This is a genomic window from Pseudomonas sp. B6(2017) (assembly GCF_002112765.1).
GTDB classification, from domain to species: Bacteria; Pseudomonadota; Gammaproteobacteria; order Pseudomonadales; family Pseudomonadaceae; genus Aquipseudomonas; species Aquipseudomonas piscis.
The window spans coordinates 44899-57356 of record NZ_NEIQ01000011.1 but is presented as its reverse complement, the minus strand read 5'-3'; the positions used below and the strand labels follow the sequence as shown (position 1 = coordinate 57356).

Sequence of the window (12458 nt, the reverse complement as noted above, 5' to 3'; positions counted from 1 at the left end):
CGGCGGCGCGGCCAGGTCAGTCGACGCTGATGCGCCAGATGCCGAACGGCCGGGCCGGTTCAAGACGCATGAACTGGACCTTGCCGTACCAGGTCCAGCGATGGCCGTTCATCAAGTCCTCGCCCTGGGTGACGGCATCATCGGGCAGGCCCATTTCCCAGAGCGGCAGCTCGAAATGCGCTTCCTGGGGGTTGAAGGGATCGAGGCTGACCGCCACCAGCACGAAGTTGCCGCCGTCGGCGCTACGTTTGCCGAAGTAGAGGATCCGGTCGTTCCAGGCGTTGTACAGCTTGAGCCCCAGGTGCGATTGCAGCGCCGGGTTCTGGCGGCGGATACGGTTGAGCTGGGCGATCTCGGCGATGATGTTGCCCGGGGTCTTGAAGTCCCGCGGGCGGATCTCGTACTTCTCCGAATCCAGGTACTCCTCCTTGCCCGGCAACGGCGCCGACTCGCACAGCTCGAACCCCGAATACATGCCCCACAGGCCCGAGCCCATGGTCGCCAGCGCCGCGCGGATGAGAAAGCCGGGGCGGCCCGAGTCATGCAGGAAGCCGGGGTTGATATCCGGAGTGTTGACGAAAAAGTTCGGCCGGAAGCATTCGCGCCAGGGCGACTGGTTCAGCTCGCTGAAATAACTGGCCAGTTCGTTCTTGGTGTTGCGCCAGGTGAAGTAGGTGTAGCTCTGGGAATAACCGATCTTGCCCAGGCGCGCCATCATCGCCGGGGTGGTGAAGGCCTCGGCCAGGAAGATCACCTGCGGGTGCCGGCTGCGCACATCGCCGATCAACCACTGCCAGAACGGCAACGGCTTGGTATGCGGGTTATCGACCCGGAAGATGGTGACGCCCTCCTCGACCCAGCCGAGCACTATGTCCCGCAGCTCCAGCCATAGGCTGGGGATGGCATCGGCGGCATAGAAGTCGACGTTGACGATGTCCTGGTACTTCTTCGGCGGGTTCTCGGCGTATTTGATCGTGCCGTCCGGGCGCCAGTTGAACCAGCCCGGATGCTCGGTCAGCCAGGGATGGTCCTGGGAGCACTGGATGGCGAAATCCAGGGCGATTTCCAGGCCATGGTCGGCGGCTGCGGCCACCAGCCGGCGAAAATCCTCGCGGCTGCCCAGTTGCGGATGGATCGCCTCGTGGCCGCCCTCCTCGCTGCCGATGGCATAGGGGCTGCCGGGATCGTCCGGAGCGGCGACCAAGGCATTGTTGCGCCCCTTGCGGTGGCGCCGGCCAATGGGGTGGATCGGCGGGAAATACAACACGTCGAAGCCCATGTCATGGATCATCGACAAGCGTGAATGCACATCATCGAAGGTGCCGTGGCGCGCCGGATCGTCGGTAATGGAACGGGGAAACAGCTCGTACCAGCTGGCGAACTGCGCACGCTCGCGCTCCACGTCCAATGGGTATTCGGGACTCAGGCTGAGGTAGGGACGCAGGTCGGCCTCGGCCATCAGCCGGGCACTGTCGGCACTTAGGAACAGCGCCACCTGCTCGGCCGCGAGCAAGCCGCCCAGTTGCTGGTGCAGTACCAGCAGTTGTTCGCGCAGCGCGCCTTCGCTGCGTTCGCCAGCCTGCTGCACCAGGGTCCGGCCTTCTTGCAGTTCCAGGCTGACCGGCTGGGCGGCCAGGTGCTTCTTTTCCAGCTCGTAGCAGAAGCTGGCGAACGGGTCGATCCAGGCCTCGATGCAGAAGCGGTAGCGGCCCGCCTCCGGCACCGGGAAGTACCCCAGCCAGGCGTCGTTGCCCTGGTCTTCCAGGACCCGGCTGTGCCAAACGTCCTGCCGTTCGTTGCGCCAGCGCACCCGCACCGCCAGCTTGTCGTGGCCATCGGCGAAGACCTTGCACCCCACCTCCACCTGCTGGCCCGCAGTGGCCTTGGCCGCGAACTGGCCGCCATCGAGCACCGGGCGGGTATCTTCGATGGCGATGCGCGGCAGCAGCAAGGCCTGGGACAACGGTAGGTGCGCCTGGTAGTCCGGTTCGGTCGGTTGTTCTGCGCTCATCGAGCATCACCCCTCTGTACTGTTTCTCGACGCTTGGCTGACCGGGTCGGCGATGCCCCGGTACAGCACTGGATCGACACACTTAGGTTCCGAGCCACCCGCCTTGCGGAAAGTTCAGCGCAATTGATCATCGAGACGGCGGGAATCAAATGCGCCGTTGCGGGGTCCACCGAACGAGCCGGTGCAACTGCAAGCACCCAGGAGGCCAGCAATGAGTATCCCGATCCCGGCGGATCCCCCTGATCCGAACATCGACCAGCCACCCCTGCCGCCCAGCGAACCACCGGCGGTTCCCGAGCAGGAGCCACCGGACAGCACCCCGCCGCCCAAGGTCGACCCGCCCATGCCCAGGCCGCCGGTGCTGGCCGAGCAGCGGGAACAAGTGCGGCGGTTCGCCGGCAAGCATAGATAGACAGGCGGTATTCAGCGCTTTTCCAGGCGCCGCACGATCAACGGCATCAGGCTGAACACCATCAGTGCCAGCAAGGTGCTCAACAGCGCCGTGGCCTCGCGGCCCATGCCGGCCGCGACGCCGATGGCAGCGGTCATCCATAACCCGGCGGCGGTGGTCAGGCCCTTGACGTGCTGGCCTGCCTCCTCCTCTCGCCCCTTGAGAATGGTCCCGGCACCGAGGAAGCCGATCCCGGCGATCACTCCCTGGAGCACCCGGCTCATGGCATCGGACTGGGCTCCCGAAAGGCTCGGCACCAGTACGAACAAGGCGGCGCCCATGGCCACCAGCATGTGGGTGCGCACTCCCGCCGCCTTGCCCTTCTGTTCCCGCTCGAACCCCAGCACCGCGCCCAGCGCCGCTGCCAGCAGCAGGCGCAGGATGATCCGGGTCATCTGCCGCGCATCGCCGATATCGGCGAACTCCGCTTGCAGGGTCAGCCATACCTCATGCCACCAGGCGTCCATCGAGTGCTCCTCCGGCCATCCAGGCCCCGCGGGTTGCGGGACATGGGCTTCTTTAAGAATGGACCGCGGCGTCGGGCAGATGGTGCCGACCCACTGCCTGGCCGCCGTTGATCGCCGGCGGCGAACCCTGGCCGCGCTACGGGCCCTAACCTGTATAGCCATCGCCAGGAGGTACCCGACATGAGCCTGCGCATCGAACAGCAGCACTGTTATTTCGACACCCAGACCCTCCACGAACGCCTGCCCGCCAGTGCCGTGACCATCATCACCGACAGCGCCAGGGCAATGTCGGCGGTGGAGATCAAGGGCGAGCGGATCTACATCACCGAAGCAGAAGCCGACGCATTGACCGTAGCAGGTGCCACCGACGGCCGACGCCACCTCAAGGCCTCCGGGGGTGATTCGGTGATTTGACTGACCTGGATCAGGGTCCGCCCCGCAGCCCTGTGCCATCAGCCTGCGGGGCCAGGTCCCTGGGGAACTTGCCGGGGTGCAGCAAGTTGTCGCAGGCCTCCTGGAAAGGCCATCTGATCCGCTTTTTTATCAAATAGCTGAGTCTGTTATGCAAACAGATCCGTGGTCATAGTTGCGCGGCCTGATGGAGGCTATGAGCGAACGACCATGAGCGAAAGAATCCCCGTCCGATTAGTAGAGACCTTCGAACCTTCACGCCCTAAACAGATGAAGACGAAGAGCACCGACAAACACGTCTATACCCGTAGTTTCAGCGGACTGTTCCGCACCCTGCGCATGAGCGGCGCAGGGTTCCTGTTCCTCTTGTTCTTCGGCACCGTCTGGCTGAACTGGGGCGGACGCCAAGCAGTGCTGTGGGACCTGGCGCAAAGCAAGTTCCATATCTTCGGCGCCACCTTCTGGCCCCAGGACTTCATCCTCCTCTCGGCGCTGCTGATCATCTGCGCCTTCGGCCTGTTCTCCATCACGGTGTTCGCCGGCCGGGTGTGGTGCGGCTATACCTGCCCGCAGAGTTCCTGGACCTGGCTGTTCATGTGGTGCGAAAAGGTAACGGAGGGCGACCGCAACCAGCGGATCAAGCTGCAGGCCGCGCCCTGGAGCGCCAACAAGCTGGCCCGCCGTGCCCTCAAGCACACCCTGTGGCTGGGCATCAGCCTGCTCACCGGCCTGACCTTCGTTGGCTACTTCACTCCGATCCGGCCCCTGGCCCAGGAACTGATGACCCTGCAGATCGGCGGCCTGAGCCTGTTCTGGGTAGTGTTCTTCGCCGGCGCCACCTATATCAATGCCGGCTGGATGCGCGAAGCAGTGTGCATGCACATGTGCCCTTATGCCCGCTTCCAGAGCGTGATGTTCGACAAGGACACCCTGACCATTTCCTACGACCCGGCCCGTGGCGAAAGCCGAGGCCCGCGCAAGCGCGACGTCAAGCCCGCCGACGTCGGCCTGGGCGATTGCATCGACTGTCAGCTGTGCGTGCAGGTATGCCCCACCGGCATCGACATCCGCGACGGCCTGCAGATGGAATGCATCGGCTGCGCCGCCTGCATCGATGCCTGCGACTCGATCATGGACAAGATGGGCTACGCCCGCGGCCTGATCTCCTATACCTCCGAACATGAGCTGCAAGGGGGCAAGACCCACCTGCTGCGGCCGCGCCTGGTGGGCTACTGCGCAGTGATGCTGGTGATGATCGGCGCGCTGACCCTGGCCCTGGTGCAGCGGCCGATGGTGTCCCTGGACGTGACCAAGGACCGTGGCCTGTTCCGCGAGAACGCCCTGGGGCAGATCGAGAACATCTACAGCCTGAAGATCATCAACAAGACCCAGCAACGCCAGCAATACCAGGTAGCCCTGGTGGATGGCGAAGGCTTCGAGCTGCAAGGCAAGACCGAGCTGAGCCTGGCTCCAGGTGAAATCATCGACTTGCCGGTTTCGGTGGCGCTGGTCCAGGAACGCCCGCAAAGCAGTTCCCAGGACATCAGCTTCAAGGTCAGCGATAGCGACGATCCGGGCATCCAGGCCGTGGCGGCGAGTCGTTTTGTCGCGCCGATGAACCGCTGAACCTCTAGAATGCCGTGGCGAGGGATATCCCGGGCCACGCCACGAGCACCCGTGGGCGCCCTGGACCTTCCTGGCGCCCGCGGGTCGCAGCCCCTACTCTCGCTACCTCACGCATGTCGCACCGATGACCAGACTGGATCTTGCACCGCAGATGAAACGCTACGAAAAATTCGCCGATGACATCGCCGAACTGATCCGTTCCGGGGTCCTGGGTCCTGGCCAGCGCGTACCTTCGGTGCGCTATGCCAGCCAGACCTATGGGGTCAGCCCGTCGACGGTGTTCCAGGCCTATTACCTGCTGGAACGCCGCGGGCTGATCCGTGCCCGTCCGCGTTCGGGCTACTTCGTCAATGCCCACGCGCCCAGCCCATTCTCCGAGCCGGTGATCAGCAGCGAAGTCAACGAATCCACCGAAGTCGATGTCAGCGAGCTGGTGTTCTCGGTGCTCGACTCGATCAAGGACCCGAGTACCGTGCCCTTCGGCTCGGCCTTCCCCAGCCCGACCCTGTTCCCCCTGCAGCGCCTGTCCCGCTCCCTGGCCAGCGCCAGCCGCGAGATGGACCCACGGGTGGTGGTCACCGACATGTCGCCGGGCAACCCGCAGCTGCGGCGGCAGATCGCCCTGCGCTACATGGTGGCGGGGCTGATGCTGCCCATGGAGGAGCTGCTGATCACCAACGGCGCCCTCGAGGCACTGAACCTGTGCTTGCAGGCCGTGACCGAACCCGGCGACCTGGTGGCCATCGAGGCCCCGGCCTTCTATGCCAGCCTGCAGGTCCTGGAGCGACTCAAGCTCAAGGCGGTGGAGATTCCCGTGCACCCACGGGACGGCATCGACCTGGGAGTCCTGGCCCAGACCCTGGAGCGCCATCCGATCAAGGCTTGCTGGTGCATGACCAACTTCCAGAACCCCATGGGCGCGAGCATGCCCGAGGCCAAGAAACAGGAACTGGTGGAACTGCTGCGCCAGCACCAGGTGCCGCTGATCGAGGACGATGTCTACGCCGAGCTGTACTACGGCCAGCAAGCCCCGAAACCGGCCAAGGCCTTCGATACCGAGGGCCTGGTGATGCACTGCGGGTCCTTCGCCAAGAGCCTGGCCCCGGGCTACCGCATCGGCTGGGTGGCCGCCGGGCGCTACGCACAGAAGATCGAACGGCTCAAGCTGATGACCTCGTTGTGCGCCTCGATGCCGGCCCAGGCGGCGATCGCCGACTACCTGCAACATGGCGGCTACGACCGTCACCTGCGCAAGCTGCGCTATGCCCTGGAAGAACAGCAAAGCGCCATGCTGGCGGCGATCGCCCGGCACTTCCCGGCCCAGACCCGGGTCAGCCAGCCCGCTGGCGGCTACTTCCTGTGGCTGGAGCTACCGCCGCAGATGGACTCGCTGAAACTGTTCCAGATGGCCCTGGCCCAGGGCATCAGCATCGCCCCCGGGCCGATCTTTTCCCCGACCCAGCGTTTTCGCAATTGCATTCGCCTCAACTACGGCAGCCCCTGGAACGAGACGATGGAAAAGGCCATGGAGACCCTGGGGCGGATCATCCGCTCGTTCTGACCCCCGCCGAGCGCAGCCTGTGCTTGACTGGCCGAACGCTTGAGGTCCTGCGGACCTTGGCGCAGTCCCGACAGCGGCTACGGACTCGCTTCGTATGGCCGCTGCCGCAGGCTGTGCACAGGCGTGCAGCGGTCGCAGAGATACGCCCTTGGTGGTCAAACGACTTGCCCCCAGGCAGGCACTGATGCAGCATCCGCGCTCGAATTTTCCAGGGAAGGAGCACGGCATGGTCGAAGACCTGTATTACGACGACTATCCAGAAGCCAAGGCCGAACTGAGCCAAGCCATCAAGCGCGGTCGCCTGCCGCTGCTGGCCCAGGAGCTCAACGCCTACGATACGGTCCAGGCGATCCTCGAACTGGATGCAGTGAACAATGACCAGGACGAAGCAGACGCCCTCTTCGACCTGGCCCTGGCCTTGATCGGCTGGATCCCCGGCCCCGGGCAGGAACTCAAGCTCATCCTGCGCCAGATCAACCGCGCCCCCTGGCACCACGCCGAGAAACTCTTCGACCTGATCCGCCATACGCTGCTGAGCTGCCGGATCAAGACCAGCCCGGAACAACTACTGGAAAAATCCCTGGACCCCGCTCGCCTGACCGAGGAAATGCCAGAGATCGTCCGTAGCGTGCAGGCGTCCTCGACCTTCGCAGGCCTTGCCCCACGCCAGCAGCAACTGGTGCTGCACAACCTGGACGAGGCCCGGGACCACAGCCAGATGCTCATGCAAGCGGTGCAGCAACGCATCGCACCGTGGCTGGCGGTGCAACGCAACAGTTCGGTCCTTGCCCACAGCCAGGGCCCGGCCCTGTTGCCCAAGCCGCAATCGGCAGGCAGTGCCAGTACCAGCAGTACCTTGCCCGCGGCCCGCGAGGCCGCCAGCATTCCACAAGCCATCAACCAGGGCATGGAGCACCTCACCGGCGACGGCCACTGGCTGGAACTGAACCTGCATTACTCCAACCTCGAACCCGTGTCCGGTGCCGCCTACCGGGTGGTCTTCACCGACGGTTCGCAAATCCAGGGGCACCTCGACGAAGAAGGCTTCGCCCGCCTGGAAGGCATCCCTGCCGGCACCGCCAAGGTCTACTACGGCGAAGACCCACGCCCCTACCAACGCCTGCCGATCCAGGCACTGGCGACCGACCGCCCAGCCCTGGAGGAGGAGCTCGGCATCCTGTGCCTTGAGCCTACCGAGGTGGACCTGCCGACCCTGCTGCTGGAAGCGTCCGAGCGCAAGCCGGCTTTCACCCTGATCCCCTATTGAACCGAGGCGAGCGCGATGAACCGCAGGCAAGTGTTTCTCAGCCACAAACACTACTACCAGCTCAGCGAGCACCTGGAAGGCACCGAGGCCTTCTGGCAGGAGCACTCCATGGAGGCCGACTGCCCCCTCCAGGAAGCCTCCCTCAAGGCCCGGCAGGTGCAGCAAGCGCGCCTGCACCGGCTGATCCTCGGCTACACCGCTGGCGAGCCCATGCAAGCGCTGGCCCAGGCCCTGGATGCAGTGGTGGAAAGCTACGAGGACTACCAGCGCAAGCTGGCACGCTATGAAGAACTGCCGAACATCGCGCCCCTGGCGATCGATCACTACCCTCATGACTTCGAGGAGTACGTACAGGTCATCAGCCTGTGCATCCTCCTGCAACGCAGCGACCTGCTGCCACGGGTGGCGCTGTTGCAGGATCGGGCCGGCTACCATGGCGAGGACGTGCTGATCGAGGACCTGCTCAAGGGTTTCCTGGCCGACCGGGTGGAGGTGGATGAGTGGTACCACGAGGTCTACACGCCCCTGGTGCGCGCGATCTACCACGAGGACCCGGCGCAAGCCCGAGAATTGCTGGTGGAGTACTGCAACCAGTGGTACCCGGCCTTCGTGCACGCTCCGTGGCACGACAGCCATAGTTTCGACGACGATGGCGGCTACTTCGGCTACTGGGCCTTCGAGGCCGCGGCCATCGTCTACCTCTACGGCCTGGACGATAGCGCGGTGCGGCACATGATCTATCCCCGGGACATGCTCCAATATGCCCGCCGATTCACCCCACCGAGGATTCCCGGGCAGGCGGCACAGGTCTGATGCATGCCGTTTTGGCTCCACTCATACAGGCGGCGTAACAGCCATGAAATCCTGGATCAAGACCCTGCTGGTCACCCTCCTCGCCGCAGCCCTGTGCCTGCTGTTCGCCCGCGTCGTACTGCCCCCGGTGCTGATGCTGACAATGCTGCCGAGCTGGGAAGGCGGCAGCTGGTACTGGGCCAACCTGCTGCTGGCCGGTTTCCTGGCCGGACTGCTGGTAGCGCCCCTGTTGCCGACCCGACGCTTTTATCCAGTGCCTTTGCTGTTGCTGCTATCGGCCTTGCTGGTGTTGCACAACTGGAGCGAGAGCCGCTGCAACGATGCCCAGTTGCAGGCCATCGAACAACTGGTGGCACGTGAAGCGAGCCATGCCAAGCTGGAGCTCTCGGATGAGCAACTGGCGCCATCGGAATCGGTACCGGTGACCAAGGTCCCGGGAGTCTGGGCAGATGAACAGGGCTATGGATTTGGCTACAACTGCATACGCCCTGGCGAAACCCTGAGTCGCCTGCTGCCGCTGTCGATGAGCTATGGCACCGGCCTGCTGGGGTTACTGCTGGCCTTGCTGATCATGCCCCGCCGCCGCACCGTCGACGCGTTGCCCTGAACCCTGGCATCCGCAGTCTGGTGCCAGGCTAAGGGGCTATTGGCCGACAAACCGGCTCATGGACCAGGAATCAGCGACCGCCGCCCAGGTCGACGAAGGTGCCGGTGGCATAGGAGGCCTTGTCCGACAGCAGCCAGACGATGGCCTCGGCCACCTCGTCCGGACGCCCGCCGCGGCCCATGGGGATGGCGCTCTCCAGCTTGCTGACACGGTCGGCATCGCCGCTGAGCGCATGGAAATCGGTATAGATATAGCCCGGGCGCACGGCGTTGACGCGGATGCCCTCGCCCGCCACTTCCTTGGCCAGGCCGATGGTGAAGGTGTCCAGCGCGCCCTTGGAAGCCGCGTAGTCGATGTACTCGCCAGGCGAGCCCAGGCGTGCCGCCACCGATGACACGTTGACGATGCTGCCGCCCTGCCCGCCATGGCGCGGCGACATGCGCAGCACCGCGTGCTTGGCGCAGAGGATCGGCCCCATGACGTTGGTCTTCATGATCTTCTGGATGCGGAACTCGGACATTTCCTCCAGGCGCGACTTCTGCCCCACGGTGCCGGCATTGTTGACCAGCGCCGTAACCCGGCCCAGCTCGGCGTCGACCCGCTGGAACAGGCCGATGACTTCATCTTCGATACTGACATCGGCCCGTACGGCGATCGCCTGGGCGCCCAGGGCACGGACCTGCTCCAGGACCTGCTGGGCCGACTGCTCGTCGGCCTGGTAGTTGATACACACCTTGAAACCCTGCTGCGCGGCCAGCAACGCCGTGGCTGCGCCGATCCCCCGCCCGCCACCGGTGATGACGATGACTTTGTCCATGCTGCCAACTCCCTCACTGATCATTTCAACGCGAGCCATTAAACACCGCGCAGCCAGTGATGAAAACCGCAACCGACCGCCCTTGGCGCAATCGGCCAGGCACAGGCTCTGTGCAGCCGCTGCCGCAGGCTGTGCACGCCTGCACGGTGGGCGCAGGACCAGGTAACGGGGCGAGCCTGGAGCATCGTGCGCCAGGGCTTGCGGCGGCGCAGCTGCCTGCAGGACTCAGGCTTCGCGTTCGAGTTTCTGCAGGTTCTGGCGCAAACCCTGGAGGAATCGCTCGGGAGGCATAGGGTGGCCGAGGTAGTAGCCTTGCAGCGAATCGCACCCAAGCTCGGTGAGAAAGGTCCGTTGCACACCGGTCTCCACCCCTTCGGCGACGATCCGCAGGCCCAGGGCCTGGCCCAGGGCGACGATGGCCGAGACGATGGCGGCGTCGTCGCTGTCGTGCTCCAGGTCACGGACGAAGCCACGGTCGATCTTCAGTTCGTTGGCCGGCAAGCGCTTGAGGTACATCAGGCTCGAATAGCCGGTGCCGAAATCGTCGATGGACAGGTCCACTCCCATGTCCGCCAATTGCTGCAGGACGATCATGCTGACATCGGCATCATGCATCGCCGTGGTCTCGGTGATCTCCAGGGTCAGGTTGTTGGCCGGCAGGTGGTAGCGCTGCAAGGCGCCGGACACGCTGTTGACCAGCCCCCCATGGCAAAACTGCATGGCCGACAGGTTCACCGCGATGCGCCAATCGGTATAACCCTCGGCGTACCACTGCTGCATCTGCCGGCAGGCTTCGTCCAGCACCCACTCACCGATGGAAATGATCAGGCCGGTCTTCTCCGCCAGCTCGATGAACTTGTCCGGCATCAGCAGCCCGTGCTGCGGATGCTCCCAGCGCAACAAGGCCTCGGCCCCTACCGGCCGGCCGTCGACGGCATCGAACTTGGGCTGGTAGTGCAGGCGGAACTGATGGTGTTCCAGGGCATTGCGCAGGTCCTGGAGCAACTGCAGCTGGCGCCGGGCATTGTTGTTCATCGAGGCATCGAAAAAGCTGTAGCCGTTCTTGCCGGTGCCCTTGGCGTGATACATCGCGGCATCGGCGTTCATCAAGAGTTCCTGGGCGCTCTGGCCATTGCCCGGATACACCGCGATGCCGATGCTGGCGGAGATCTGCAGCTCGTGCTCGGCCACCTTGAACGAACGCGATACCAAGCCCACCTGGCGCGACGCCAGGCGCAAGGCGTCGTCGGGCTCGGCAAGCTGCACCAGCAGCACGAACTCGTCGCCGCCGATCCGGGCCAGGGTATCTTCGCTGCGCAGATCCTCGCGCAGGCGCTGGGCCACCTCGCGCAGGAGTTGGTCGCCCATGTGGTGGCCGAAGGCGTCGTTGACCGGCTTGAAACCGTCCAGGTCGATGAACATCAGGGCAAAGCAGCCACCGTGGGCGGTGACCCGGTGCATGGCCTGGTCGATGCGGTCGGCCAGCAGGATGCGGTTCGGCAAGCCGGTCAGGGTGTCGTGCAGGGCCAGTTGGGTGAGTTCCTTGTTGGCCTCGGTCAGGGACTGCGCCAGCACGGCGGTGCGCGCCTCCAGGCGAGCATCGAGCACCGAGGTCAGCAAGGCGATGATCAACACCGCCAGGGTGGTGATCAGCACCAGGTTGTCCAGGCCCTTGCCACTCAGGCCGTCGGCCAGGGCACCGCAGAAGCTGCCCCCGGAAAATCGTGCGGCGGCCATGCCGGTGTAGTGCATGCCGACGATGGCGAAGCCCATGATGATCGCCGCGCCGGTGCGCACCAGGCGTACGTAGGGCGTGTTCTGGCGCAGGCGGAAGGCGATCCACAGCGCCGCCAGCGACGCACCGAAGGCGATCAGCAGCGAAGCGCCGAACAGCTGCGGGTCGTAGTCGATACCCGGCTGCATGCGCAGGGCCGCCATGCCGGTGTAGTGCATGCCGCTGATTCCCGAGCCCATGATCAGCGCCCCGAACAGCAACTGCATCACTGGCAGGCGCGGCTGGCTCACCAGCCATAGGGCGAAGCCGCAAGACAGGAAGGAAATCAGCAACGACAGCGCGGTGAGGCCAATGTCGTAGCCCAGGTCGATGGGCAATGAAAAGGCCAGCATGCCGATGAAATGCATGGACCAGACGCCGATGCCCATGGCCAAAGCGCCGCCGCCCATCCACAGGTAGGCCGCGCGTCCCTGGGCGGTGGCTATGCGGCCGGTGAGATCCAGAGCGGTATAGGAAGCGAGGATCGCCACGAAAATGGAGATCAGGACCAGTGCGGGGGAGTAGCTACCGATGAGCATTAGGCGTCTCTTGGCCGTTGTGCCGACATCCCTGCGCGGCGGGCAAAACCGCAGATTGTACTGATTGCAGGAAATAACGCATCCATAAAGTTAGCAAAAGGCCATCAGTCTGAC

The 12458-nt window shown here is 64.6% G+C and carries 11 protein-coding genes; 7 read left to right on the top strand and 4 right to left on the bottom strand.

Annotated features, from left to right (window positions below):
* Positions 1 to 16 precede the first annotated feature (16 nt).
* Complete coding sequence (locus CAG11_RS19480) at positions 17 to 2011, bottom strand: alpha-1,4-glucan--maltose-1-phosphate maltosyltransferase (RefSeq protein WP_085597501.1); 1995 nt, start codon at positions 2009 to 2011, stop codon at positions 17 to 19.
* A gap of 211 nt (positions 2012 to 2222) precedes the next feature.
* On the opposite strand from CAG11_RS19480, the gene CAG11_RS19475 reads away from it, so the two are divergent.
* Entirely contained in the window at positions 2223 to 2423 is a 201-nt protein-coding gene (locus CAG11_RS19475; protein ID WP_085597500.1) for a hypothetical protein, read from the top strand.
* An 11-nt stretch (positions 2424 to 2434) separates the two neighbouring features.
* Here the strand turns inward: CAG11_RS19475 and CAG11_RS19470 are convergent, their stop codons facing one another.
* A complete protein-coding gene (locus tag CAG11_RS19470) occupies positions 2435 to 2929 on the bottom strand; it encodes an MgtC/SapB family protein (protein WP_022639000.1) in 495 nt (164 codons plus the stop codon).
* A 180-nt stretch (positions 2930 to 3109) separates the two neighbouring features.
* On the opposite strand from CAG11_RS19470, the gene CAG11_RS19465 reads away from it, so the two are divergent.
* The 6 genes from CAG11_RS19465 (at position 3110) to CAG11_RS19440 (ending at position 9214) form a co-directional block, all read left to right on the top strand.
* Positions 3110 to 3343, top strand: coding sequence for a DUF3203 family protein (locus tag CAG11_RS19465; protein ID WP_085597499.1), 234 nt, complete (start codon positions 3110 to 3112; stop codon positions 3341 to 3343).
* A gap of 207 nt (positions 3344 to 3550) precedes the next feature.
* On the top strand, positions 3551 to 4966 hold the full coding sequence (gene ccoG / locus CAG11_RS19460; RefSeq protein ID WP_085597498.1) for a cytochrome c oxidase accessory protein CcoG: 1416 nt from the start codon (positions 3551 to 3553) through the stop codon (positions 4964 to 4966).
* A gap of 151 nt (positions 4967 to 5117) precedes the next feature.
* Positions 5118 to 6527: a GntR family transcriptional regulator MpaR gene (gene mapR, locus CAG11_RS19455; RefSeq protein WP_053130369.1), complete on the top strand. Its 1410-nt coding sequence runs from the start codon at positions 5118 to 5120 to the stop codon at positions 6525 to 6527.
* Between the two features lie 226 nt (positions 6528 to 6753).
* Positions 6754 to 7794 (top strand): hypothetical protein, encoded by a 1041-nt coding sequence (locus CAG11_RS19450; RefSeq protein ID WP_085597497.1) that lies wholly within the window; start codon positions 6754 to 6756, stop codon positions 7792 to 7794.
* Between the two features lie 15 nt (positions 7795 to 7809).
* The gene (locus CAG11_RS19445; RefSeq protein ID WP_085597496.1) at positions 7810 to 8607 is read left to right on the top strand and encodes a PoNe immunity protein domain-containing protein; all 798 of its coding nucleotides are present in this window, start codon (positions 7810 to 7812) and stop codon (positions 8605 to 8607) included.
* Positions 8608 to 8650: 43 nt separating this feature from the next.
* Positions 8651 to 9214, top strand: coding sequence for a hypothetical protein (locus CAG11_RS19440; protein ID WP_085597495.1), 564 nt, complete (start codon positions 8651 to 8653; stop codon positions 9212 to 9214).
* Between the two features lie 70 nt (positions 9215 to 9284).
* On the opposite strand, the gene CAG11_RS19435 is transcribed toward CAG11_RS19440, so the two are convergent.
* Positions 9285 to 10031, bottom strand: coding sequence for an SDR family oxidoreductase (locus tag CAG11_RS19435; RefSeq protein WP_085597494.1), 747 nt, complete (start codon positions 10029 to 10031; stop codon positions 9285 to 9287).
* A gap of 225 nt (positions 10032 to 10256) precedes the next feature.
* The gene (locus CAG11_RS19430; protein ID WP_085597493.1) at positions 10257 to 12344 is read right to left on the bottom strand and encodes a bifunctional diguanylate cyclase/phosphodiesterase; all 2088 of its coding nucleotides are present in this window, start codon (positions 12342 to 12344) and stop codon (positions 10257 to 10259) included.
* Positions 12345 to 12458 lie beyond the last annotated feature (114 nt).

Excerpts from the sequence above, each read along its gene's own strand:
- CAG11_RS19430 (WP_085597493.1), bottom strand. The coding sequence starts at position 12,344 with ATGCTCATCGGTAGCTACTCCCCCGCACTGGTCCTGATCTCCATTTTC.
- ccoG (WP_085597498.1), top strand. The coding sequence starts at position 3,551 with ATGAGCGAAAGAATCCCCGTCCGATTAGTAGAGACCTTCGAACCTTCA.
- CAG11_RS19475 (WP_085597500.1), top strand. The coding sequence starts at position 2,223 with ATGAGTATCCCGATCCCGGCGGATCCCCCTGATCCGAACATCGACCAG.
- CAG11_RS19445 (WP_085597496.1), top strand. The coding sequence starts at position 7,810 with ATGAACCGCAGGCAAGTGTTTCTCAGCCACAAACACTACTACCAGCTC.
- CAG11_RS19470 (WP_022639000.1), bottom strand. The coding sequence starts at position 2,929 with ATGGACGCCTGGTGGCATGAGGTATGGCTGACCCTGCAAGCGGAGTTC.
- CAG11_RS19435 (WP_085597494.1), bottom strand. The coding sequence starts at position 10,031 with ATGGACAAAGTCATCGTCATCACCGGTGGCGGGCGGGGGATCGGCGCA.
- CAG11_RS19465 (WP_085597499.1), top strand. The coding sequence starts at position 3,110 with ATGAGCCTGCGCATCGAACAGCAGCACTGTTATTTCGACACCCAGACC.
- CAG11_RS19480 (WP_085597501.1), bottom strand. The coding sequence starts at position 2,011 with ATGAGCGCAGAACAACCGACCGAACCGGACTACCAGGCGCACCTACCG.
- CAG11_RS19440 (WP_085597495.1), top strand. The coding sequence starts at position 8,651 with ATGAAATCCTGGATCAAGACCCTGCTGGTCACCCTCCTCGCCGCAGCC.
- CAG11_RS19450 (WP_085597497.1), top strand. The coding sequence starts at position 6,754 with ATGGTCGAAGACCTGTATTACGACGACTATCCAGAAGCCAAGGCCGAA.
- mapR (WP_053130369.1), top strand. The coding sequence starts at position 5,118 with ATGAAACGCTACGAAAAATTCGCCGATGACATCGCCGAACTGATCCGT.